This is a genomic window from Microbacterium keratanolyticum, assembly GCF_016907255.1.
Classification (GTDB): domain Bacteria; phylum Actinomycetota; class Actinomycetes; order Actinomycetales; family Microbacteriaceae; genus Microbacterium; species Microbacterium keratanolyticum.
The window spans coordinates 2,625,468-2,648,203 of sequence record NZ_JAFBBQ010000001.1 but is presented as its reverse complement, the minus strand read 5'-3'; the positions used below and the strand labels follow the sequence as shown (position 1 = coordinate 2,648,203).

The 22,736-nt window shown below is 67.8% G+C and carries 25 protein-coding genes and 1 tRNA gene; 8 read left to right on the top strand and 18 right to left on the bottom strand.

Translation table 11 applies throughout. From position 1 onward, the window contains the following. The first annotated feature begins 237 nt into the window (after window positions 1–237). Both lexA and JOD62_RS12750 read left to right on the top strand, forming a co-directional pair. Window positions 238–924 (top strand): transcriptional repressor LexA, encoded by a 687-nt coding sequence (gene lexA / locus JOD62_RS12755; protein WP_204939634.1) that lies wholly within the window; start codon window positions 238–240, stop codon window positions 922–924. 119 nt (window positions 925–1,043) lie between these two features. Further along, window positions 1,044–2,942 (top strand): S9 family peptidase, encoded by a 1,899-nt coding sequence (locus JOD62_RS12750; protein WP_204939633.1) that lies wholly within the window; start codon window positions 1,044–1,046, stop codon window positions 2,940–2,942. Between the two features lie 10 nt (window positions 2,943–2,952). On the opposite strand, the gene smpB is transcribed toward JOD62_RS12750, so the two are convergent. The 4 genes from smpB to prfB form a co-directional block, all read right to left on the bottom strand. Continuing rightward, window positions 2,953–3,429, bottom strand: a complete 477-nt coding sequence (gene smpB / locus JOD62_RS12745; RefSeq protein ID WP_204939632.1) for an SsrA-binding protein SmpB — start codon at window positions 3,427–3,429, stop codon at window positions 2,953–2,955. An 87-nt stretch (window positions 3,430–3,516) separates the two neighbouring features. Further along, window positions 3,517–4,431, bottom strand: coding sequence for a permease-like cell division protein FtsX (ftsX, locus tag JOD62_RS12740; RefSeq protein WP_204939631.1), 915 nt, complete (start codon window positions 4,429–4,431; stop codon window positions 3,517–3,519). Beyond that, window positions 4,428–5,477 carry a cell division ATP-binding protein FtsE gene (gene ftsE / locus JOD62_RS12735; RefSeq protein ID WP_204939630.1) on the bottom strand — a complete coding sequence of 350 codons (1,050 nt, stop codon included), beginning with the start codon at window positions 5,475–5,477 and terminating at the stop codon, window positions 4,428–4,430. Before ftsE ends, ftsX begins: the two co-directional genes overlap by 4 nt. 77 nt (window positions 5,478–5,554) lie before the next feature. Further along, window positions 5,555–6,664 (bottom strand): peptide chain release factor 2, encoded by a 1,110-nt coding sequence (prfB, locus tag JOD62_RS12730; protein ID WP_204939629.1) that lies wholly within the window; start codon window positions 6,662–6,664, stop codon window positions 5,555–5,557. A gap of 62 nt (window positions 6,665–6,726) precedes the next feature. On the opposite strand from prfB, the gene JOD62_RS12725 reads away from it, so the two are divergent. Beyond that, complete coding sequence (locus JOD62_RS12725; protein WP_239526691.1) at window positions 6,727–7,989, top strand: MFS transporter; 1,263 nt, start codon at window positions 6,727–6,729, stop codon at window positions 7,987–7,989. On the opposite strand, the gene JOD62_RS12720 is transcribed toward JOD62_RS12725, so the two are convergent. From JOD62_RS12720 to JOD62_RS12685, 8 genes are read right to left on the bottom strand one after another with little or no spacing between them, the layout of a single operon-like run. Beyond that, window positions 7,986–8,471 (bottom strand): diadenosine tetraphosphate hydrolase, encoded by a 486-nt coding sequence (locus tag JOD62_RS12720; protein WP_204939628.1) that lies wholly within the window; start codon window positions 8,469–8,471, stop codon window positions 7,986–7,988. The genes JOD62_RS12725 and JOD62_RS12720 overlap by 4 nt on opposite strands. Before the next feature lie 53 nt (window positions 8,472–8,524). Continuing rightward, window positions 8,525–8,950, bottom strand: coding sequence for a pilus assembly protein TadG-related protein (locus JOD62_RS12715; protein ID WP_204939627.1), 426 nt, complete (start codon window positions 8,948–8,950; stop codon window positions 8,525–8,527). Next, window positions 8,947–9,423: a TadE/TadG family type IV pilus assembly protein gene (locus tag JOD62_RS12710; RefSeq protein ID WP_204939626.1), complete on the bottom strand. Its 477-nt coding sequence runs from the start codon at window positions 9,421–9,423 to the stop codon at window positions 8,947–8,949. Before JOD62_RS12710 ends, JOD62_RS12715 begins: the two co-directional genes overlap by 4 nt. Further along, entirely contained in the window at window positions 9,395–9,823 is a 429-nt protein-coding gene (locus JOD62_RS12705; protein ID WP_204939625.1) for a TadE/TadG family type IV pilus assembly protein, read from the bottom strand. Before JOD62_RS12705 ends, JOD62_RS12710 begins: the two co-directional genes overlap by 29 nt. Window positions 9,824–9,834: 11 nt before the next feature. Further along, a complete protein-coding gene (locus JOD62_RS12700; RefSeq protein WP_204939624.1) occupies window positions 9,835–10,026 on the bottom strand; it encodes a hypothetical protein in 192 nt (63 codons plus the stop codon). A 21-nt stretch (window positions 10,027–10,047) separates the two neighbouring features. Then, window positions 10,048–10,980, bottom strand: a complete 933-nt coding sequence (locus JOD62_RS12695) for a type II secretion system F family protein (RefSeq protein ID WP_204939623.1) — start codon at window positions 10,978–10,980, stop codon at window positions 10,048–10,050. Further along, window positions 10,977–11,831 (bottom strand): type II secretion system F family protein, encoded by an 855-nt coding sequence (locus JOD62_RS12690; protein WP_204939622.1) that lies wholly within the window; start codon window positions 11,829–11,831, stop codon window positions 10,977–10,979. The genes JOD62_RS12695 and JOD62_RS12690 overlap by 4 nt, the downstream gene beginning before the upstream one ends. Next, complete coding sequence (locus JOD62_RS12685) at window positions 11,828–12,802, bottom strand: CpaF family protein (RefSeq protein ID WP_407666016.1); 975 nt, start codon at window positions 12,800–12,802, stop codon at window positions 11,828–11,830. The genes JOD62_RS12690 and JOD62_RS12685 overlap by 4 nt, the downstream gene beginning before the upstream one ends. A 310-nt stretch (window positions 12,803–13,112) precedes the next feature. Here JOD62_RS12685 and JOD62_RS12680 point away from each other — a divergent pair. Both JOD62_RS12680 and JOD62_RS12675 read left to right on the top strand, forming a co-directional pair. Next, window positions 13,113–13,194, top strand: a tRNA-Leu gene (locus JOD62_RS12680). 84 nt (window positions 13,195–13,278) lie between these two features. Then, on the top strand, window positions 13,279–14,037 hold the full coding sequence (locus JOD62_RS12675; protein ID WP_204939621.1) for a DedA family protein: 759 nt from the start codon (window positions 13,279–13,281) through the stop codon (window positions 14,035–14,037). 54 nt (window positions 14,038–14,091) lie between these two features. Here the strand turns inward: JOD62_RS12675 and ku are convergent, their stop codons facing one another. Continuing rightward, on the bottom strand, window positions 14,092–14,901 hold the full coding sequence (gene ku, locus JOD62_RS12670; protein WP_204939620.1) for a non-homologous end joining protein Ku: 810 nt from the start codon (window positions 14,899–14,901) through the stop codon (window positions 14,092–14,094). Between the two features lie 64 nt (window positions 14,902–14,965). Between ku and ligD the strand changes: the two genes are divergently transcribed. Next, window positions 14,966–16,957 carry a non-homologous end-joining DNA ligase gene (gene ligD, locus JOD62_RS12665; protein WP_204939619.1) on the top strand — a complete coding sequence of 664 codons (1,992 nt, stop codon included), beginning with the start codon at window positions 14,966–14,968 and terminating at the stop codon, window positions 16,955–16,957. Window positions 16,958–16,972: 15 nt separating this feature from the next. Here ligD and JOD62_RS12660 read toward each other — a convergent pair whose 3' ends face one another. Beyond that, window positions 16,973–17,893, bottom strand: a complete 921-nt coding sequence (locus JOD62_RS12660; protein ID WP_204939618.1) for a cation diffusion facilitator family transporter — start codon at window positions 17,891–17,893, stop codon at window positions 16,973–16,975. 173 nt (window positions 17,894–18,066) lie between these two features. On the opposite strand from JOD62_RS12660, the gene JOD62_RS12655 reads away from it, so the two are divergent. Further along, window positions 18,067–18,795 carry a DedA family protein gene (locus JOD62_RS12655; RefSeq protein WP_204939617.1) on the top strand — a complete coding sequence of 243 codons (729 nt, stop codon included), beginning with the start codon at window positions 18,067–18,069 and terminating at the stop codon, window positions 18,793–18,795. 18 nt (window positions 18,796–18,813) lie between these two features. Here the strand turns inward: JOD62_RS12655 and rdgB are convergent, their stop codons facing one another. Genes rdgB through murI form a run of 3 tightly spaced genes read right to left on the bottom strand, consistent with a single transcriptional unit; the run spans window position 18,814 to window position 21,043 of the window. Then, complete coding sequence (rdgB, locus tag JOD62_RS12650; protein ID WP_204939616.1) at window positions 18,814–19,407, bottom strand: RdgB/HAM1 family non-canonical purine NTP pyrophosphatase; 594 nt, start codon at window positions 19,405–19,407, stop codon at window positions 18,814–18,816. Window positions 19,408–19,409: 2 nt separating this feature from the next. Further along, complete coding sequence (gene rph, locus JOD62_RS12645; protein WP_204939615.1) at window positions 19,410–20,147, bottom strand: ribonuclease PH; 738 nt, start codon at window positions 20,145–20,147, stop codon at window positions 19,410–19,412. Between the two features lie 47 nt (window positions 20,148–20,194). Then, window positions 20,195–21,043, bottom strand: coding sequence for a glutamate racemase (gene murI / locus JOD62_RS12640; RefSeq protein WP_204939614.1), 849 nt, complete (start codon window positions 21,041–21,043; stop codon window positions 20,195–20,197). 77 nt (window positions 21,044–21,120) lie between these two features. On the opposite strand from murI, the gene JOD62_RS12635 reads away from it, so the two are divergent. Further along, a complete protein-coding gene (locus JOD62_RS12635; RefSeq protein WP_204939613.1) occupies window positions 21,121–22,446 on the top strand; it encodes a nicotinate phosphoribosyltransferase in 1,326 nt (441 codons plus the stop codon). Window positions 22,447–22,449: 3 nt separating this feature from the next. Here the strand turns inward: JOD62_RS12635 and JOD62_RS12630 are convergent, their stop codons facing one another. Next, a complete protein-coding gene (locus tag JOD62_RS12630; RefSeq protein ID WP_204939612.1) occupies window positions 22,450–22,716 on the bottom strand; it encodes a DUF3039 domain-containing protein in 267 nt (88 codons plus the stop codon). Window positions 22,717–22,736 lie beyond the last annotated feature (20 nt).

Sequence of the window (22,736 nt, the reverse complement as noted above, 5' to 3'; positions counted from 1 at the left end):
AACCTACGTTCCGAAGATATCTTCGATTTCGAACGCATGTCAAGGTTTGTTCGAGAAAACTCCTCGAAACCATCTCGACACGCTCGAACAGATATTCCGTTTTCGTCCGAACATCGGCTACGGTTTCGATGAACACAGCCCACCACGGGCCTCAGACATTCGGCCCGCGAGGGCGTTTCCCGCCGAAATCACGGGTTCCGACCCCCACGACGCGACAATCACGACGAAGGAGCACTCATGAGCGACACCGCATCGTCCGACGCAGAGGTCGCGCGTACTCGGCGCCGCAAGAACCTCAGCGCCAAGCAGCTGGCGATCCTCGAAGTGATCCAGACGTCGATCGCGGTGAACGGCTATCCGCCGAGCATGCGAGAGATCGGCGACGCTGTGGGTCTCAAGTCGCTCTCGAGCGTGACGCACCAGCTCGGACAACTCGAACTGAGTGGATACCTGCGCCGCGACCCCGGCAAGACCCGTGCGATGGAGGTTCTCATCGACCTCCCCGGTACCGCCGGCGAGAACCCGGCAGACACCGCGCCGTCCGTGGGCGATGCGGCGCTCGTCCCCCTCGTCGGCCAGATCGCCGCAGGCGTGCCGATCACAGCCGATCAGCACGTCGAAGAGATCTTCCCTCTCCCCCGCCAGCTCGTGGGCAAGGGAGACCTCTTCATGCTCAAGGTGTCCGGCGAGTCGATGATCGACGCGGCGATCTGTGACGGCGACTGGGTTGTCGTGCGCGCACAGCACACGGCGGAGAACGGTGAGATCGTGGCGGCGATGCTCGACGGCGAAGCCACCGTCAAGACGTTCCGCCGCAGGGACGGCCACACCTGGCTGCTCCCCCGCAACTCTGCGTTCGAACCGATCCTCGGCGACGAAGCGACCATTCTCGGCAAGATCGTCGCGGTCCTGCGCGCCGTCTGAGATCCGCGTGGGGTGTTGCGAGCACCCCACGCCGGCTCTCGATGATGCGGCAACCACCGGGGCCGCCCCGAACGCCCGATCGCGAGGCCCGGAATGCGGAGCCCGCGTAGGCTCGAAGAATGCTTGACCGTTCCGCTCTGTCGTACACCGCTCCGTACGGTGCATGGGATTCTCCGTTCACCGCAGCAGATCTCGCGATCGCCGGCTCCCGCATCGACGGGGCGCGCTTCGTCGGGGATGACATCTGGTGGGGCGAGTCGGTCCCGGCGGAGCGTGGACGGGTGACGATCCGTCGGGGCGAGGCATCCGGAACCGTCGACCTGCTCCCTGCACCCTGGAGCGCTCGCTCCAAGGTCCACGAGTACGGCGGCGGTGCATGGACGGCGGATGCGACGGGCACGCTGTTCTTCGTCGAGGCGTCCGATCAGCGCGTGTATCGGCTGTCTCCGGGCGGCGCACCGGAACCGCTGACCCCCGCAGGTCCACGCCACGGTGGCCTGCGAGTGCAGTCCGGCCGACTGTTGGCGGTGCGTGAAGACCTTACAGTGCAGCCGCACCTGCGTGCGATCGTGGAGATCCCTCTCGACGGGCGGGCGGCCGAGGATGCGGAGCAGATCCGCGTGGTCATCGAGGGAACCGCGTTCTGGGCGCACCCGACGCTCTCGCCCGACGGCACACGTGTCGCGTTTGTGGAGTGGTCGGGGCGGCAGATGCCCTGGGACAGCGCGCATCTGCGCGTGCAGGAGATCGATGGCGGCGCTGTCGCCCAGACGCCGACACGGGCGGCTCTGCAGCCCGAGTGGCTCTCCGACACCTCCCTCCTCTATGCAGATGATCCCACCGGCCGCTGGAACCTCCAGCGCCTCGAACTCGACGGCCTCTCGGTCACGGCCGGGCCCACCCCCGTCTCTCCGGCGGACGCGGACACCGGCGGTGGCCTCTGGGTTCTCGGGCAGCGGTGGTACCAGCCGCTCGCCGACGGCAGCATCGTGGCGCTGCGCACGAACGGCACGGATGAGGTCGTGGTGATCACACCCGACGGCGCGACGCGCACGCTCACCGTGCCGATGAATGCCGGACTCAGCGTGGAGGACGCGGCGGGCACACGCGTCCTCATCACCGGTGCAGGCCCGTCGAGCGCGGCTGGTCTCTGGCTCGTGGACACCGCGGATGGGCGGGTCACCTCGGTGCGTGGCGGTGGCACGTTCGATCCGGCCTGGGTGCCGGTCGCACGTCCTCTCACGATCGATGGGACCCACGGGCCTGTGCACGCCTTCGACTACCCGCCTACGAATCCCTTGGCGACGGCGCCCGAGGGTGAGCGCCCTCCGTACATCGTGCTCGTGCACGGTGGTCCGACGGCGCACGTCGCCGGCGCAGCCTCGCCCGCGATCGCGTATCTCACCAGTCGCGGCATCGGCGTTCTGGATGTCAACTACGGAGGCTCGACCGGTTACGGCCGCGCCTATCGTGAACGCCTCAACGGGCAGTGGGGCGTGGTCGACGTCGATGACGTGCTCGCCGCGGCTGCCGGACTTGCGGCATCCGGCGCAGCTGATCCTGCGCGTCTCGCGATCCGTGGTGGATCCGCCGGCGGATGGACCGTGCTGTCAGCGCTCGTGCGTGGAGGTGTCTTCGGCGCGGGCGTCAGCCGATACGGCGTCGCAGACCTGCGCGCGCTGGTCGCCGAGTCCCATGACTTCGAAGCGCACTACATCGACGCTCTCGTGGGTCCGCTGCCCGAGACCGAGGCCGTCTACATCGAACGCTCGCCGCTCACGCACGCGGAGCGCATCGATGTTCCCGTTCTGCTGCTGCAGGGCGAGGACGACGCGGTGGTTCCCCCGTCGCAGTCGGAGGCGATCCGGGACGCGCTGGCTGCCCGTGGCATCCCCCATGAGTACCTGCTGTTCCCCGGCGAAGGACACGGCTTCCGCCAGGCGGAGACGATCATCACCGTCGCCGAGGCGGAGCTGCGGTTCCTCGGCGAGGCCTTCGGGTTCGCCCCGAAGATCTGACGGGCGCGGGCTACTCGCCCATCCGGTTGCGCAGACGCATGGCGCGCTCTGCTTCCCGGTTGTCCTGCCGCTCGCGCAGCGTCTGACGCTTGTCGTACTCCTTCTTGCCCTTGGCAAGTGCGATCTCGACCTTGGCGCGCCCATCGGAGAAGTACAGCCGCAGCGGCACGAGCGTGTACCCGCCGGCGGAGACCGCGTGCGACAGCTTCGCAATCTCTTCCCGGTGCAACAGGAGCTTGCGGATGCGCTTGGCCGAGTGGTTCGTCCAGTGCCCCTGGGAGTATTCCGGGATGTGCACGGCGTCGAGGAAGGCCTCGTTGCCCTTGATGAACGCATAGCCGTCACTGAGGTTCGCGCGCCCCTGGCGCAGCGACTTCACCTCGGTGCCGGTCAGCACGAGCCCCGCTTCGTACGACTTCTCGATGTTGTAGTCGTGACGTGCGCGACGATTGGTCGCGATGACCTTCTCCCCGCGTTCCCTGGGCATAGTGCTCTCCTCTGCAGCCATGCGGGCGCACGGCAGCCTGTCAGTCTAACAACACCGCGGGTGCCGCCGGCAACCGCGGTGCGGATGCTACGCGCGCAACCAGCGGCGGATCGCGAAACCGGCGGACAACGCAGCCAGCACGACTCCGATACCCACGATGATCGGCACGACAAGCAGCGCATCCTGCATCGTGACCCAGGTCGTGATGAAGGTGACCCGACCGCGCAGGTACTCCTGCACGCCGAAGTGCACTCCCAGCAGCACGGCGGTGCTCGCGAGCAGCGATCCGATGACCGCCGCGAACACGCCTTCCAGCACGAACGGCGTCTGGATGAAGCGGTTCGACGCGCCGACGAGTCGCATGATGCCGATCTCCTTGCGTCGTGCGTAGGCCGAGAGCCGGATCGTGGTGGCGATCAGCAGAACGGCGGCGATCAGCATGAGACCGGCGATTCCGACGGCGATGTAGGTCGCGATCGTCAGTGCCGAGAAGAGCGGATCGAGGTACTCGAGCTGGTCTTTGACCTCTTCAACGCCCTTCACCCCCTGGAACGCCTCCACGATGACCGTCGACTGGGTCTGATCCTTGAGATTGACCCAGAAAACCTCATTCATCTGCTCGGGGGTGATGACGCTCGCATAGTCGTCGCCGACGAGGTCGACGGTCTTCTGGTACGCCTCGTCGCGGTCCTCGAAGCGCACATCCGCGATGAGCGGCGCGAGCGTGTCGCTGGCGAGCTCCGACTCGACGAAGGCCAGCTGCTCCTCGTTCGCGACGCCGTCGACGCAGGTCTCGGTCTGCGAGACCTCGGAGCACATGTAGACCGCGATCTGCGCGCGGCCTTCCCAGTACTCGCGCATCGCCCCGATCTGCGACTGCATGAGGATCGCGGCACCGACGAAGGTCAGCGAGATGAAGGTCACCAGAACGACAGAGATGACCATGGAGGCGTTGCGGCGAAGACCGGTCAGCGCCTCGGAGAGGATGAGACCGAGCCTCATGAGGTGGGTCCTACTTCCTCGTCGTCGTTGGATTCGAGGCCGAGTCGGCCTGCGACGCCGATCTCGGCGATGTCCACCTCGGGCAGCACGATGGGCTGCTGTGCGCCCGTCGCGGTGTGATCTGCGGCCGGCTCCGCCGAATCGGATGCCTCCGCCGGCGCACTGTCGTCGGCGGCAGGCGCCACGGGTGCGGGGGCTGGAGCATCCGATGTCTCGATCGCGGCTGCGATCACGGCGGCTGCGGCGAGGCTGTCGCCCGAGATCGCCGCGGCGGTCTCGCGCTGGACCTCGAGAACAGCGGTGAGGGCGGCAGAGGCGGCCGCACCGCGAATCGCCTCCGGCGTGAGGATCGGGACGTGCGAGGTGTCGCCGTACCCGCCGCCGACCTCGTCACGCACCATCTCACCGTTGCGCAGCTCGATCACGCGACGCTGCATCTGGTCGACGAACGCCGCCTCGTGCGTGGCCATGAGCACGGTCGTACCACCGGCGTTGATACGCGCCAGCAGCTGCATGATGTCTGTCGAGGTCGCCGGGTCCAGGTTTCCTGTGGGCTCGTCGGCGAGGAGAACCTGCGGGCGGTTCACGATCGCTCGTGCGATCGCGACGCGCTGCTGCTCGCCGCCGGAGAGCTCGTGCGGAAGACGCTTCTCCTTGCCCTCCAGGCCGACGAGCGCGAGGGCCTCCGGCACCGCCTGCTGGATGAATCCGCGCGAGGCGCCGATGACCTGCAGCGAGAACGCCACGTTCTGGAAGACCGTCTTCGACGGCAGCAGACGGAAGTCCTGGAATACCGAGCCGATGTTGCGCCGGAAGTACGGCACCTTGCGGTTCGCGAGCGTGCGAAGGTCGCGTCCGAGCACGGCCACACGGCCGCTCGTCGGGATCTCTTCACGGAGGATCAGACGCAGACACGAGGACTTCCCCGACCCCGACGTGCCGACGAGGAAGACGAAGTCTCCTCGCTGCACCTCGAAATCGACGCCCGAGAGGGCGGGACGCTTCGTGCCGCGATAGCGCTTGGTGACGTTTTCGAACCGAATCATGGCGTCTTGAGCCTAAGCGGCAGGCACCCGCCTGCGGCGAGCGACACTCCCCTGGGCAGCATCCGCTGCCGTGTGAATCAGTCCTCGTCTTTGCGCTTGCGCCAGCGGATGCCCGCGGAGATGAATCCGTCGAGGTCGCCGTCGAAGACGTTGGCGGGGTTGCCCGATTCGAACCCGGTGCGCAGGTCTTTCACCAGCTGCTGGCCGTAGAGGAAGTAGGAGCGCATCTGATCGCCCCAGCTCGCGGTGATGTTGCCGGCGAGCTGCTTCTTCTTCGCGGCCTCTTCTTCCTTCTGCAGGAGCAGAAGGCGCGTCTGCAGCACGCGCATCGCGGCCGCGCGGTTCTGGATCTGCGACTTCTCGTTCTGCATCGACACGACGATGCCCGTCGGAAGGTGCGTGAGGCGCACGGCCGAGTCGGTCGTGTTGACCGACTGCCCGCCGGGGCCGGAAGAGCGGAAGACATCGACGCGGATGTCGTTCTCGGGGATCTCGACCTCGGTCGCCTCTTCCATGAGAGGAATCACCTCGACAGCCGCGAACGACGTCTGGCGCTTGTCGGCTGATCCGAAGGGGCTGATGCGCGCGAGACGGTGTGTGCCGGCCTCGACCGAGAGCGTACCGAACGCGTAGGGCGCGTCGACCTCGAAAGTGGCGGACTTGATTCCCGCGCCCTCGGCGTAGGACGTGTCCATGACCTTGACGGAGTAGCCGTGCTGCTCGGCCCACCGCAGGTACATGCGCATGAGCATCTCGGCGAAGTCGGTCGCGTCGTCGCCACCGGCACCCGAGCGGATCGTGATGATGGCGGAGCGCTCGTCGTACTCGCCGTCGAGCAGCGTCTGCACCTCGAGCTGGTTGATGACGGACGTCAGCGCGTCGAGCTCGGCGCGCGCCTCGGCCGCGGAGTCTTCGTCTTCCATCTCGTTCGCGAGCTCGATGAGCACCTCGAGGTCATCGAGACGCTGGCCGACCTCGAGGACGCGCTTCAGCTCGGCCTGCCGATGGCTGAGGGCGCTGGTGACCTTCTGCGCGCTTTCGGGGTCGTCCCAGAGGTCGGGGGCACCGGCCTCTTCACTGAGACGGGCGATATCGGCACGGAGCTTCTCGACGTCGACGACCTCGGCGATATCGCTGTAGGTCTGACGGAGGTCCGCGATCTGGGCGGAGAGATCAAGTTCGAGCATGACCTGCCCAGACTATCGCGCCCGAGCCGTGGACTCACCATCCCGCGCGATACCGTGGGGCAATGCGTACGCGAGCGTCGACGGTTCTCTGGCAGTACGGGCCCATGGTCTATCTCCCGACCGTGCTGTTCTCGCTCGGCGAGGGCGCCGTGCTGCCGCTCATCCCGGTCATCGCCGCGAACATGGGCGCGGATCTGGCCACGGCGGCACTCGTGGCATCCGCTCTCGTCGTCGGCCAGCTCTGCGGCAATTTGCCGGCGGGCTGGGCGGTGGCCCGTCTCGGTGAGCGCTACACGATGGTCATTGCCGGCATCATCGCGCTCCTGGGCGCCGTGGCCTGCGCGCTGGCTCCGTCACTCCCGCTCTTCACACTCGCGGTCTTCGTGATCGGCGTCTCGGCGTCGGCGTTCGGACTCGCGCGCCACGCGTTCATGACGACGCGTGTTCCGTTGGAGTTCCGCGCTCGAGCACTGTCGCTGCTCGGCGGATCGTTCCGCCTCGGCATGTTCGTCGGACCGTTCGTGTCGGCCGTGCTGCTGTCGGCGTTCCAGACGGAGTTCTCGACCCTTTGGTTCTTCGGTGCGTGCCTGGTCGTGCTGATCCTGCTCGTGCTGTTCGGGCCGGATCCGGAAGAGCAAGCGGCACTCGCGAACGGGCCCGAACTCGTGGAGGACTCGGGTGAGGCGGTCACGGGTTCCATCCCGTCGCAGGCCCGACGCGGCGTCTTCAGCACGATGTGGCAGAGCCGCGGGGTGCTGTCCCGACTCGGGCTCGCCGCTGCGGCACTGTCGGCCGTTCGTTCGGCGCGGCAGGTGGCGCTGCCGATCTGGGGCGTCTCGATCGGACTGGATGCTTCGACGATCGCGCTCGTCATGGGTGTGACCGGCGCGATCGACTTCGCCCTCTTCTACGCGAGCGGGCAGGTCATGGATCGCTTCGGCAGGCTCTGGGCCGCGCTGCCGGCGACGATCCTGATGGGGAGTGGATTCATCGCGCTGTCGTTCACGCACGACGGCGACATGGCTGTGCTGTGGTTCGGGCTCTTCGCGGCAGTGCTCGGAGTCGGCAACGGGCTCTCCAGCGGCATCCTGCTGACTCTGGGAGCGGACGTCGCACCTCAGGATGCCCCTGCCGCTTTCCTCGGGTCGTGGCGGACGCTGACGGATGTCGGCGGGGCGACCGCACCCCTGCTGTTTTCGGCCATCGCCGCCGCCTCGTCGATCATGGTCGCGACCGGTGCCATGGGCGTGATCGGACTACTGGGCGCGGCCGGATTCCTCCGGTGGATCCCGCGCTTCGCGCCGCGCCCGCCGGGGCGCGACTAGTCGGCGAACTCTGCCTGCGCTGCCGCGAGCTCGTCCGTGATCGCCTGTCGCAGCTCGTCATGCTGCGGGCCGAGGGCGTGCGCGGGGTCTGACCAGTTGGCGCCGTCGTACAGCCACACCGGATAACGGCGGCGCACTTCGTCTTCCCAGTCAAAGCGCGGCCAGACGTGCGCGTGAACGAAGGCGTCCTTGTTGCCGAGGATATCGATGTTGATGCGCGTAAATCCCTCGCCCACACGACGGCAGGCTCGCTCGACGGCGGTCGCGAGGAGGTCGGTGTCGGCGAGGAACTGCACGCGCTCGGGGCGCGGAAGCTCGGCGAGCGCCGTCGGCCCGGGCGTGCGCGAGAGCAGCACGCTGTATCCAGGCAGGAACTGCGTGTCGCCGATGACGGCGAAGCCCGCCTTCGTCTCGCCGAGCACGGTGGGGTTCTCGCCCCGCAGTGCAGAGCCGATACGGTCGTCCCGCCAGTCGTTCGTCATGGACGGAAGCCTAGAGCTGTGCTCGCCGTTGCTCCTGAAGATGACGTGCACGCTCAGCGCAGCGCGGTGCGACTCGTGGCGGTGGAGATGAGTTCGACCCCACCCGGAATGAACGGGCTGAGCATGGGCGGGTTCCACACCGCCCGCACACTGACCCGGGCGGAAACGCCGTCCGGCGTCGTCGCGGCGAGAACCTCGGCGTCGCTGTCGATCACCGCGACGATCGCGAGGGCCTGCTCCCGTACCCCGCCGTCGGTCAGCTCCGCGCGCGCACCGTCGGCGCCGACCGAGAGCACAAACCCGTCGGCACCGGCGAGGGCCGCCGAATCCGCCAGCGAGTCCAGCCGCTTCTGCGCGATGTAGAGATCCGTGGCGCAGACGCACACCAGGGTGACCGCGATCGCCAGGAGCAGATACCCGAGGATGAGCGGCAGCGTGCTGCCCTCCTCCTCACGCAGCAGCGTGAGTGCTCGTGTCATCGGTCTCTCCAGGTTCGCGAGACGCGTTGCACGGCGGAGGCTTCGATCGGGATGCTCGTGACCCGGTCGAGACCGAAGATCGGCGGGACGAAGGGCAGCTGCACGCGCGTGCTGACCTGGATGGCGATCGTCGTCCCGGCGGAGGGACATGTGACGCCAGCAGGGATGCAGCGCAGATCCACCGAGACGTCAGCTGCGGCCATGTCGTACTCGGCCAGCGTCGCCGCCATGGCCTGCTCTGCCCGAACTTCGGCGTCTGCGGGTCCGGCTGCGGCGCTGATCGCCCGCGCCGTGTGACGGGCGGCCGCTTCGGCGCCGAGCATCTGGTGCTGCACGGTTCCGAGGGCGATCACGAGATAGATGAAGGGCACGAGGAGGATCACGCCGACTGTGATGAACTCCAGCGCCGCAGAGCCGGTCTCGTCGCCCCAGAGGTGGCGATGCTCAGTCGTCGAAGGATTCGAGCGGCGCACGGCCGTTCACCTCCAACCCCTGCGGAACTCCCAGCAGCCCGAACACGGGAAGCATGGCGCGCACGCGGATCTCGATCGTGGGCGTCCCGAGCGCCCGTGAGCTCAACGCGGTCACGTCCTCGGCGTAGGCCGCCCCCACGGCTCGGGTGATCGCCTCCTGCGTCCGAGCGATGCCCTCGGCAGGTGTGGAGTCCGCGAGCGCCGCGTAGTGCGCGCCCTCGACCGCCGCGTCGTGCAGCACGTTGCGCACATACACCGCCACGGCGATCTGCAGCACGGCGAGCGTCAGAGCAGTGAGCAGGGTGCCGACGAGAACGAACTCGACCGGGCTCGAGCCCGCGTCGTCGCGCAGCATCCGCCGCGCCCGCCAACCGCGTCGTATCCGGTCACCCTGTGTCATCGGTCCGCGCTTCAGGACATGCCGCTCACGCGACTCAGCGCGTCCTCGAACATCGCGGTCAGCGCCGGCCCGGCGACCGCCCAGATGAGAACCACGAGTCCCGCAGTCATCAGGGTGATCAGGACCCAGCCGGGCACATCACCGCGGTCTTCATCGAGGATGACGTTCAGGCGGCGCATCGCGCGCACGGACAGGGCATTCATGAGAGTCCTTTCTGGTGCGGCTCAGGACAGTCCGAGTCGCAGGATGAACATTCCGGGGAAGACGGCGAAGATGACGCTGAGCGGGAGGATGAGGAACACGAGCGGGAGGAGCATGAGGATCTCTTTGCGACCCGCGCTCTCGATGAGCCCACGCTTCGATTCCTCTCGGGCGTCGGAGGCCTGAGCCTGCAGCACCGCAGCGAGCGGGGCACCCCGCTCCAGTGCTGCCACCAGCTGATCGACGACGCGGGAGTAGGCGGGAATCTGGAGACGCTGCGCGCTCTCGCCGAACGCCTCACCCAGGCCCGACCCCGTGTGCACAGCGAGCACCACGAGTCGCAGCTCCTGGCTCAGTTCGCCTGATCCCGTGGAGGCGACCCGACGCAGCGCGTCGAGGGGCGTCTCGCGCGCCGACAGACAGAGGGCGAAGAACTCCAGGACCGTCGGCAGCTCCTCGCTGAGACGAGCGACGCGGGCTTTGGCGCGCATCGAGAGCAGATAGTCGTAGATGACGCCCGCGACAGCACCGGTGACGACGGGCAGCAGGACGGCGGGCAGACTCATCCGGCCGGCGAGGGCGAGCACGATGGTGCCGATCGCCCCGACGGCGACGCCCGCGACGGCCCAGCCGAGTTGCCGCCCACGGAAGGAGGCCAGCGTGCGGTCGACGCCCGCTTGAGAGAGCCGCAGCGGAACCGTGCCACCACCTGCGCCGATCACGTCCAGGAGGCGGTGAGCGATATCCGCCCAGCGTGCTCCCGCAGTGGTGGGCATGCGGGCGCTCCAGAGCCGCGGCTGGTCGGTCTCTCCGGTGACGTCACGCAGGTGCGGTGCAATGCGCACCGTGAGCGGCAGCGCGCGCCACCGAGGAAGCGCGGACAGCAGCAGAAAGGCGCCGGCGCCGAGAAGACCCCCGAGCAAAGTCGACACGGCGAGCGCAGATGTGGGATTCATCGGAACCACCGTCGCTGCTCAGGAAGGCGCCCGATGCGCAGCATGAGACGGAAGGCGAGAACGGACACCCCCGCTCCCACGAGGATCACGAGCACGCCCTCGGCGCTCGCATAGGCGCTGGCTCCTTCGGGGCGCAGCAGCAGAAGAATGAGGATCACCCAGGGAGCGACCGCACCGAGCACCGCCGCACCGCGAATCCAGGATTGGCGGGCTTCCACCTCGGCCCGCAGCGCTGCTTCCGCGCGCACCGACGCGGAGAGCGCACGCAGCACGGTCGTGAGTTCTGTGCCTCCGACCTCGCGCGCCATGCGGAGCGTCTCGACGATCCGATCGGCGACCGGATCAGCGAGCGCTTCTTTGAGCTTCTCGGCGCTGGTGTCGAAGCGCCCGGTGGCGTGCAGGTCACGAGCGAAGCGTGCGAACGCGGGCCGAAGCGGCGCGGGTGCGGAATCCGCCAGCGCGCTCACCGAATCGGGAAGCGACATGCCGACACGGATCGAGGCGACGAGCAGGTCGCAGATGTCCGGCCAGAGAGCGCGGCGAAGCCGCAGCAGCGCGAGGCGACGCGAGCGCAGATAGACCATCGGAGCGCTCGCCGCGGCGACTGCTCCCACCAAGGCGAGCGTCGCCGAGGCCGTCGCCAACCACAGCACGGAGGCCGTCACCAGCGCGCCCGCGACCATCACGGTGATCACCACGCGGGGCGTGCCGCTGAATCCTGCCTCACGAACCAGACGGATCAGAACTGTGTCGCGGGGCTCCTTCGGCACGCTCGCGCGCGGCGGCCACAGCCACGGCGACGCCGTGAGCAGCAGTCCTGCCGCCAGCAGGGCTCCGAGAAGCAGAGTCATCCGGCGACCTCGAGGAACGGATCGACCGGCATCGGAGACTCGTCGACGTGGTAGATGAGCCGCGAGCGGATCCGCCCGTCCGCGTCAGCGCTGAGCGGCTCTCGCACCTCGACAATCTGCCTGCGTCCGGCGGCATCCCGCGCGCAGTGGACGACGAGGTCGACGGACGCGGCGAGCGCCGGCGCGATGAACGCCCTGTCGATGTTGCGCCCCGCGAGCAGCGGAAGCATCGCGAGCTTCTCGAGAGCGTCGGCGGCCGAGTTGGCGTGAACGGTCGCAGCCCCGGGCACCCCGGTGTTGAGCGCCAGCACGAGATCGAGAGCCTCAGCGTCGCGCACCTCACCGATCACGAGGCGGTCCGGGCGCATGCGCAGCGCCTCTTTCACGAGGCGGCGCAGCGTGATCTCGCCCGTTCCTTCGAGGCTGGCCTGACGGCCCTGCAGAGCGACCAGATCGGGGGCGTCCACGGCGAGCTCGAACGTCTCCTCCACCGTGATGATCCGCTGGTCCTGGCATTCTCCGATGAGAGCGGCGAGCAGTGTGGTCTTGCCGGCGTGCGTCGCGCCGGAGACGACGACGCTGAGCCCTTCGCGCATCGCATGGCTGAGCAGTTCGGCGATGTCCGGCGTGACGGCGCCCTGGCGCACGAGCGAATCGAGCGTGCGGAACCTTGGCAAGAACTTTCTGATGTTAACCGCCCACGAGCCGCGGACGACATCCGCGATCGCGACGTGCAGACGCGAGCCGTCCGGCAGGGAGGCATCCACGAATGGCTGGCTGATGTCGACCCGGCGGCCACTGGTGTGCAGCATCCGCTCGACGAGATCGCGCAGCTGCGCCTCGGTCAGCTGCACGGGCACGCACTGGGTCGTGCCGCCCTTTGCGATGAACACCCGCTCCGGACCGTTCAACCAGATCTCTTCGATCTCGGGATCATCCAGCAGCGCCTGCAGCGCGCCGAATCCGCTCACTCCCGCGAGGATGTCCCGCACGCAGGCCGCCTCGTCGTCGATCGTCGCCGTGCCGCGGGCGAGCGCGAGGTCGTTGTGCCGACGCACCTCGAGCTGCGCGATGCGCCGAACCTCATCCGGATCGACGGACGGATCGCGCCGCTCAGCTCGCAGACGAGCGCGCACGCGCTCGGCGACGACGGCGGTGGGCTGATTCACGCGAAGCATCGTCGCAAGAACGGCGACACGCCCGCAGAAGTTATCCACAGGAGGGTTTCGGGTTAACCCCACGTCAGAACGAGCCTGCGCATCAGTAGAATGAACCGACCGCGCGGGAGTGGTGAAATTGGTAGACACGCAGGATTTAGGTTCCTGTGCCTTCGGGCGTGGGGGTTCAAGTCCCCCCTTCCGCACAAGACGGGCTCAGGCTCCGTCGATTCCGGATGCTGCGGCATCCCTCCTCTGGCCGCCGAAAGTCACATCTGACGGGACCTCACTTGCATAACGCAGCACTCATCCCCTGGCTCGACCCGCAGCTGATCATCTCCAGCGCGGGCCCCTGGGCGCTCCTGGTCGTGTGCTTCATCGTGTTCGCCGAGACGGGACTCCTCGTGGGCTTCCTGCTTCCCGGTGACACGCTGCTGATCATCGCGGGTCTGCTCACCCACACCAACGACGTGTTCGGTCTGAACATCTGGGCGGTCTCGCTGCTCATCGCGCTCGCGGCCTTCGTCGGCGGTGAAGTCGGGTATCTCATCGGCCACAAGGGCGGACCCGCGGTCTTCGAACGCAAGGAATCCGGGCTGTTCAGTCGCAAGAACGTCGAACGTACGAACGCGTTCTTCGAGCGCTTCGGCGGGCTGACGGTCATCCTCGCGCGCTTCGTCCCGATCGTACGTACCTTCGCGCCCGTCGCCGCCGGTGTCGGCCACATGCCGTGGCGCCGCTACTCGCTGTACAACTTCATCGGCGCGATGATCTGGGGCTTCGGCCTCACGATGGTCGGCTACCTGATCGCCTACATCCCGTGGATCCGCGACCTCGTCACCGAGTACATCGATGTGATCCTGCTGATCGCCGTGGGCGGCACTGCCCTCGTCACGCTGTGGCACTACCTCGTCGAGCGCCACAAGGCGAAGAAGGCGGCAGCGGCCGGCGAAGACGTCGTCACGGATGCTGCGGAAGCCGAGGAGCTCGTCCTCGACAGCGACGTGTTCGACCGCGCACCCGACCTCGACGGAGACGGCAAGCACTGACGTCCCCTCGCGTGAAGCGCGTGTCCGCCGATCCGGCGGGCACGCGCTTCTGCGTTATCCGGCGTCCTTCGCCCTCGCGGCACGGGAGCGTTCGACGCTCGCCCGCAGCGCCTCCATGAGATCGATGACTTCGCCGCCCTTCTCCGCACCGTCCGACGCCGCGAAGGTCTCGGACACCTCGAACCCCTCGCCCTTCTCGATCTTCGCGTCGATGAGGGTGCGCAGTTCCGCCTGGTACTCGTCGACGAACGTCTCGGGGTCGAAGTCTCCCGAGAAGCTCTCGACCAGACTCGCCGAGAGCTCCAGCTCCTTGTCCGAGATCTTCACCGGTTCGTCCAGCGCCGGGAAGGCGGGCTCGCGCACTTCATCGGCCCAGAGCAGCGTCTGCAGCACGAGCACGTCGCCGCGCACGCGCAACGCCGCCAGCCGCGTCTTCTGCCGCAGGGTGAAGCGCACGATCGCCGTGCGATCCGTGGCCTCCAGCGTGCGGCGCAGCAGAACGTAGGCCTTGGGCGACGAGGAGTCCGGCTCGAGATAGTACGCCTTGTCGAGGGTCAGCAGATCGACCTGGTCGCTCGGGACGAACTCGACGACATCGATCTCGCGGCTGCGCTCGGCGGGAAGAGCCGCGAGGTCATCCTTCGTCAGCAGGATGGTCTGCCCGTCATCGACGTAGGCCCTGTCGATGTCGGCGAAGGGAACCACCTGCCCGCACACCTCGCAGGTGCGCTGGTAGCGGATGCGTCCGCCGTCCTCACCGTGCACCTGGTGCAGGGGCACATCATGGTCTTCCGTCGCCGAATACACCTTGACGGGCACGTTGACCAGGCCGAAGGTGAGCGCGCCCTTCCAGATCGTCCTCATGGCACCAGTACACACCAGCGCCGCGCTTCCCACCAGAGATGTCCCCGCGGCGTACTCTGACGGCATGGCGAAGGACGGTCAGATCGTGCAGATCGATGGCCGCCGCCTGCGCGTGACCAATCTCGACAAGATCGTCTACCCCGACGCGGGCACCACCAAAGGCGACGTGATCAGCTACTACACGCGCATCGCGCCGCTCCTGCTCCCCCAGCTCGCCGGTCGCCCCGTCACCCGCAAACGCTGGGTCGAAGGCGTCGGGACGGCGCAGCACCCGGGCGACTCGTTCTTCACGAAGCAGCTTGAGCGCGGCGCTCCCGACTGGATCCGCCGCGTTCCGATCGAGCACTCCGGCGGGGCAAAGGAGTATCCGGTGATCGAGGAGGTCGCCGCTCTCGCCTGGCTCGCCCAGGTGGCGAGCATCGAGCTGCACACCCCCCAGTGGCGCTTCGACGCCGATGGCACCCGTCTGCGACCCGACCGCATGGTGCTCGATCTCGACCCGGGCCCGGGGGCATCGCTCGCGCAGTGCGCCGAGGTGGCGCGCCTCGCCCGGGGCATCCTGACCGGCATGGGTCTGGATGCGGTGCCCGTCACAAGCGGCAGCAAGGGAATCCACCTCTACGTCGCGCTGCCCGGAGAGCAGACGAGCGACGAGATCTCGGCCGTCGCGAAGGCTCTGGCACAGGCGATCGAGAGCGACCATCCTGACCTCGTGACGAGCACGATGGCGAAGGTCATGCGCCCGGGGAAGGTGTTCATCGACTGGAGCCAGAACAACGGCGCGAAGACGACGATCACCCCCTACTCGCTGCGCGGGCGCGCGCAGCCCTGGGTCGCGGCTCCTCGCACCTGGGAGGAACTCGAGGATCCGCATCTCACCCAGCTGACGGCGGACGAGGTCCTCGATCGCGCCGCCCAGGGCATCGACCCTTTCGCCTTGGCACAGGCTCCCGCTGACCCGACGCCCATGCCGATACCGTCACGCATGAGCCCGCGGCGGGACACACCGAGACCGCGAACGCCGCCGACCGCGATCGACCCGGATGCCGCATCGGCGGCTCCCCTCAACGCGCCGCGGCCGATGCTCGCCACTCGGGGTACGCCGGGACTCGCACGGTCACTGGGCTCGTCGGGCGCCGGCGCGTCGTCGCATCCGTCCCGGTGGGCAGAGATCAAGTGGGACGGCATTCGCGCGATCGGCACCTGGCGTCACGGGCGCTTCCGGCTCTTCGCCCGCAGCGGCATAGAGATCACGGACCGCTACCCGGAACTGACCGCGGACGGCGCGCCTCACCTCAGTGCACAGGAGGCCATCGTTGACGGCGAGATCGTCGCGCTGGATGCCACAGGACGCCCCAGTTTCGCGCTGCTGCAGAACCGCATGCACCTCACCTCGGCGCGCGAGATCGAGAGAGAGGTCGTGCGCACCCCCATCCGTTACCACCTCTTCGACCTGATGCATCTCGACGGGCACGACATCACCGCACTTCCGCTGCGCGATCGCAGAGAGCTCCTGGAACGGGTGTCCGAGGATGCCGACGCCCGTGTCGTCGTTCCTCCGGTGTTCGAGGATGTCGACGCGGCATTGGATCTCAGTGCCGAGCTCGGACTCGAGGGGGTCGTCGTGAAAGACGCCGCCTCTCACTACCGACCCGGCGAGCGCTCGGCATCGTGGCTGAAACTCGCCCACACCCGCACGCAGGAGGTCGTGATCGGGGGCATCCGCCCCGGGCAGGGAGATCGCACGGGGCGCATCGGCTCCCTGCTGCTGGGGGTTCCCGACTCCGAAGGGCTGCGGTACGTGGGTCGCGTGGGCACCGGATTCACCGATCGGATGCTGCGGGACCTCGCCGCCCAGCTCGCGCCGCTCGCCTCCGAAAGGTCCGGCCTCGTCGGCGTGCCGCCGCTTGACGCCTCCGACGCGCAGTGGGTCGAGCCCGTGCTCGTCGCTGAGGTGGAGTTCGCGAACTGGACGCCCGGTGGACACCTGCGGCATCCCCGCTGGCGTGGCCTGCGCCCCGACAAGAGCGTCGACGAGATCATCGTCGAACGCTGAGGATCGCTCACGTCCTCAGGCGTGCGAGGGCTCGCACTCCGCGTGGTCGTCGGGTTCGAGCTGGAAGGTCGAGTGTGCGACGTCGAAGTGGTCGGCGAGGCACTCCTGCATCTCCGCCAGAAGCGCACCGGAGCGACCGGAGGAGAACACCTCCGGTGCCACCGTGACGTGTGCGGTGAAGACGGGCGCGCCGCGCGTCAGCTGCCACACGTGAACATCGTGCACGCCCGTGACTCCTTCGAAGCCCTGCAGGTGCGTGCGGATCTCGCTGACGGCTGTGCCCTTCGGAGCCGACTCCGCGAGGACGGAGAACACCTCCCGCAGCAGGCTGATCGCCCGCGGGATGATCATCGCCGCGATGAACAGCGAGGCGATCGCATCCGCCGGCATCCATCCCGTGACGATGATGACGACCGCGGCGACGATCACGCCGACCGATCCGATCAGGTCGCCCATGACCTCCAGGTAGGCGCCTCGCACGTTGATGCTCGTCTTCTGCGCGCGGCTGAGGATCCACATCGACGTCGCATTCGCGATGAGGCCGGCCGCCGCGACGATGAGCATCAGTGTGCCGGCGACCTCGACCTCGCCCGGATTGATCAGGCGGCTCACGCCCTCGATCGCGACCCACCCGGCGAGGAGGATCAGGATGATCGCGTTGATCAGCGCTCCGAACACCTCGGCACGCTGATAGCCGAAGGTGCGACGGTCGTCGGCGGGGCGGGCGGCGACCGTGCTCGCGATGAGCGCGATGACGAGCGCCGAGGCATCCGTGAACATGTGCGCGGCGTCCGCGAGCAGGGCGAGTGAACCGCTGAGCAGCGCGCCGACGATCTGCACGACCATGACCGTCGCGGTGAGCGACAGTGAGATCGTCAGCAGGCGTCGGTGACTGGCCGAGCGGATGCCGCCGGCGGCGGGAGCGTGATCGTGCATGTCTTCAGGCTAGGCCGCATTCGCAGGCGTCACGGGCGAAAAGACCTAGTCGGGAACGGTAACGGTTCTCACTCGCGATACCGGCCCTCCCCAGGCGATATCCAGGTCATGCCTGTGGTCGCGTGGCACGATGGACACGGCGCGACGAGCGTCGACGAGGGAGGACGCCGACGATGATCACCAGCGCGCTCACAGTGGCGATGACCGCCGATCCGCAGTACGAAGGATTCATCGGCTGGGTGCTCTCGCTCATGCAGTCCCTCGGCGAGATCGGCGTCGGCGTCGCCGTGCTCATTGAGACGTTCGTGCCCCCGATCCCCTCCGAGGCGCTGCTTCCCGGAGCCGGGTTCCTCGCATACGAAGGACGAATGAGCTTCTGGGGCGCGTGGCTCGCTGCGACCCTGGGCGTCGTGCTCGGCGCACTCGCCTGGTATGGGATCGGCGCCGCGCTGGGCCGGGATCGCACGCGACGTCTTGTCGGGCGCATCCCCCTCATGGACACGGACGACTTCGACAAGGCGGAGGCGTTCTTCCTCCGCTGGGGCGGGATCGCCGTGCTCTTCGGACGTTGCGTGCCCCTGGTGCGCTCGTTCATCTCCATCCCCGCAGGCATCGAGCGGATGCCGCTGCTGAAGTTCACCGGCTACACGTTCCTCGGATCCGGCGTGTGGAACGGTATCTGGATCGGATTGGGCTTCGCCTTCGGCCCCGCGATCGCGCCCGTGCTGGAGCAGTGGAGCGGCGTGCTGTCGAAGGCCGTGATCGCTGTGATCGCGGCGCTGCTTCTCTGGTTCGTCGTGGCGCGTCTGCTGCGCATTCGACGCCGCGTCCGTGAAACGGCAGAGGCCGTCGAGGCTATCGCCGACGGCACGCCGACGTCGGGAATTCCGACGTCGCGCTGACCATCGGCGTGAGCGCGCTCAGAGCTGGGCGAGGAGGGGGCCGAGTGCCTCGAACGCTCGGCTGCGGTGTGAATGCGCCTGCTTCTCCGCCGCGGAGAACTCTCCCACGGAACGTTCCACGTCCGTCGGCTGCTCGTCCGGGATGAAGATCGGGTCATAGCCGAATCCGCCCTGCCCGGACGCCGCGTGTGCGAGGCGCCCCGGCCACACTCCCTCGACGGTGAATTCGCGACCGTCCGGCAGCACAAGCGCGATCGTCGACAGGAAGTGCGCGGTGCGGTGCGGATCGGCGATGTCGTGCAGCTGGTCGAGCAGCAGTTCGAGGTTGGCGACCGCGTCCTTCTTCTGCCCTGCCCAGTACGCAGAGAAAATCCCGGGCGCCCCGCCGAGAACATCGACGCAGATGCCCGAATCGTCTGCGAGAGCGGCAAGCCCTGTGTGGGCTGACGCCGCGCGCGCCTTGATCAGTGCGTTCTGTGCGAACGTGACGCCGTCCTCGACCGGCTCGGGACCGTCGTATCCGATGACTTCGAGGTCAGGACGGGTATCGCGCACAATGCCGTGGAACTCGGCGACCTTGTGCGGATTGTGCGTGGCGAGGACGATCTGCATCGTCACTCCGCGCCGAGTGCGGCGAGCTGGTGCGTGCGCAGGTCGGCGCAGCCAGCGACGCCGAGGTCGAGCAACGCGTCGAGTTCGCGCTTGTCGAAGGGCGCTCCCTCGGCGGTGCCCTGCACCTCGACGAAGAGGCCGCGACCGGTGACGACGACGTTCATGTCGGTCTCGGCGCGTACGTCCTCGACGTAGGCGAGATCGAGCATCGGCTCACCGTCGATGATTCCCACGGAGACGGCGGCGACCGAGTCGATCAGCACCTGGGACTTCTGCCCGATGAACTTCTTCGTGCGACCCCACTCGATCGCGTCGGCGAGGGCGACGTAGGCACCGGTGATCGCTGCCGTGCGCGTGCCCCCATCAGCCTGCAGCACGTCGCAGTCGATCACGATCGTGTTCTCACCGAGCGCCTTCGTGTCGACGACCGCACGCAGCGCGCGCCCGATGAGACGGGAGATCTCGTGTGTGCGTCCGCCCACGCGCCCCTTGATGCTCTCGCGGTCGTTGCGGCTGTTCGTCGCCCGGGGCAGCATCGCGTACTCGGCGGTGACCCAGCCCTTGCCCTTGCCTGTCAGCCAGCGGGGCACCCCGTTGGTGAACGACGCGGTGCACAGCACCTTCGTGCCGCCGAAGCTGATGAGCGCGGAGCCCTCGGCATGGGCGCTCCAGCCGCGTTCGATCGTGATCTCACGGAGCTGGTCGATGCTGCGGCCGTCGGCGCGGACGATGTCGGACATGCGGTTCTCTTCTCTGTTCGCGTCGGAGCGGATGCTGCGCGGGATGGTCAGTCGGTGATGCGGTCGAGCTCGGCGAACTCTTCCGGAAGGGTGATGACGCCCGTCTGCACGAGCTGCACGTCGCGCACCTCATGGCCCATGAGCCGGTTCGCGAGCGCCGTGAACTCCTCAGCGGAGGCGCCCGTGGCTTCGTAGGTGTAGCGCGGGCGGGCGTTCTGCGGGGCGAGCAGGTCGCCGCGGACGAGCTGACGGTAGACGTCGCCGGCGGTCTCGTCATCGCTGGACACGAGCGTGACGCCCTCTCCCATGACGTAGCCGATCGCGCCGCGCAGGAACGGATAGTGCGTGCATCCGAGCACAAGGGTGTCGACCCCGGCTTCGCGCAGCGGAGCCAGATACTCCTCCGCGACGGCCAGGACCTCGGGACTGTCTGTGATCCCGGCCTCGACGAACTCGACGAAGCGCGGGCACGCCGCCGTGAAGACCTCGAGCTTCTCGTTGACCTCGAGCATGTCCTGATAGGCACGCGACGCGATCGTCCCCGCCGTGCCGATCACACCGATCTTGCCGTTGCGCGTCGTCGAGACCGCACGACGAACCGCGGGGCCGATGACCTCGACGACCGGGACGCTGTAGCGCTCACGAGCGTCGCGGAGCATCGCGGCGGATGCCGTGTTGCAGGCGATCACGAGCATCTTCACGCCCTGATCGACGAGGGTGTCCAGCACTTCGAGCGCGTAGCGCCGCACATCGGCGATCGGCTTCGGGCCATAGGGCGAATGCGCCGTGTCTCCGATGTAGACGAACGACTCTCGCGGCAGCTGTGCGCGGATCGCTCGTGCCACGGTGAGCCCGCCGACACCAGAGTCGAAGATGCCGATAGGCGCGTCGTTCATGATCTCAAAGCCTAGTCGCGTCGCCGGAGGGTTGGGTCCGCGACTCGGCCGAATCATGCTCTCACTACACTGAACGCATGACCGGTTCCACCGCTTTCAAGACCGACCAGTACGAACTCACCATGCTGGATGCGGCTCTGCGAGATGGCACAGGGTCCCGTCCCTGCGTCTTCGAACTGTTCTCCCGCCGACTCTCCGGCGGCCGTCGCTTCGGCGTCGTCGCAGGAACCGGTCGTCTGCTGTCCCTGCTGCGGGACTTCCACTTCGGCGAGGAGGAGCTGCGCTTCCTGCGCGACAACCGAATCGTCGATGATCAGGCGCTGCGCTACCTGGAGAACTACCGCTTCACCGGAACGATCCGCGGTTACCGCGAGGGCGAACTGTATTTCCCGGGATCGCCGATCCTCACGGTCGAGGGCACCTTCGCCGACGCGGTCATCCTCGAGACGCTCGCGCTCAGCGTGCTCAACCACGACTCCGCCGTCGCGACCGCCGCCTCGCGGATGAGCATCGCCTCCGGAGAGCGCCCCCTGGCCGAGATGGGTTCACGTCGCGCCGCGGAGGAATCGGCCGTCGCCGCCGCGCGCGCCGCGTACATCGCCGGGTTCAGCGCGACGAGCAACCTGGAAGCGGGACTCCGTTGGGGCATCCCCACGATGGGCACCGCCGCGCACTCCTGGACGCTCCTCCACGACAGCGAAGAAGACGCGTTCCGCTCTCAGGTCAATGCGCTGGGCACCTCGACCACGCTCCTGATCGACACCTATGACATCCGCCGCGGCGTCGAGACCGCGATCCGGGTCGCCGGCACCGACCTCGGCGGTGTGCGCATCGACTCCGGCGACCTGCCGCTTGTGGCGGCGAGCGTGCGCGAGCAGCTCGATGAGCTCGGCGCGACCGGTACCCGCATCACTGTGACGAGCGACCTCGACGAGTATGCGATCGCCGCGCTCGCCGCCTCCCCCGTCGACGCCTACGGCGTCGGTACCTCAGTGGTCACCGGCTCCGGCTATCCGACTGCAAGCATGGTCTACAAGCTGGTCGCCCGACAGGACGCCACCGGGAGCTGGGTCAGTGTCGCCAAGGCCTCGCAGGACAAAGGCTCCCAGGGCGGACGCAAGGCGGCCTTCCGCACGCTCGAGAACGGCGTCGCCGTCGCCGAGACCATCGCCGTCTCCTCCGGCTTCGACGAGATCGACACCGCCGAGGAGCACCCAGGAGGTCGCCCGCTGCAGGTGACGCTCGTCGAGAGCGGCGAGATCGATTCCTCGTACGAGGGCCCGCAGGGCACCGAATCCGCCCGCGCACACCACCTGCGCGTGCGCGAGGAGATGCCGGTGCGCGCACTCGCGCTCAGCAAGTCGGACCCGGCCATCCCGACCGTGTACGTCGACGCGCGCTGACGCCTACTTCGTCAGCGACTCGTAGATCTCTTTGCAGGTCGGGCAGACCGGGAACTTCTCGGGGTCGCGACCCGGAGTCCACTTCTTGCCGCACAGCGCACGTACGGGCTTGCCCGTCAGCGCCGACTCGAGGATCTTCTCTTTCTTGACATAGTGCGAGAAGCGCTCGTGGTCTCCCGGCTCCTGCAGCTCTTCTTCGAGAAGGCGTTCGAGGTCACGGTCGAGTGTGGCCACGCCTCCGGCGTCAGGGGCATCCAGCGGAGTACTCATAGCGGCGATTCTAGCCGCGA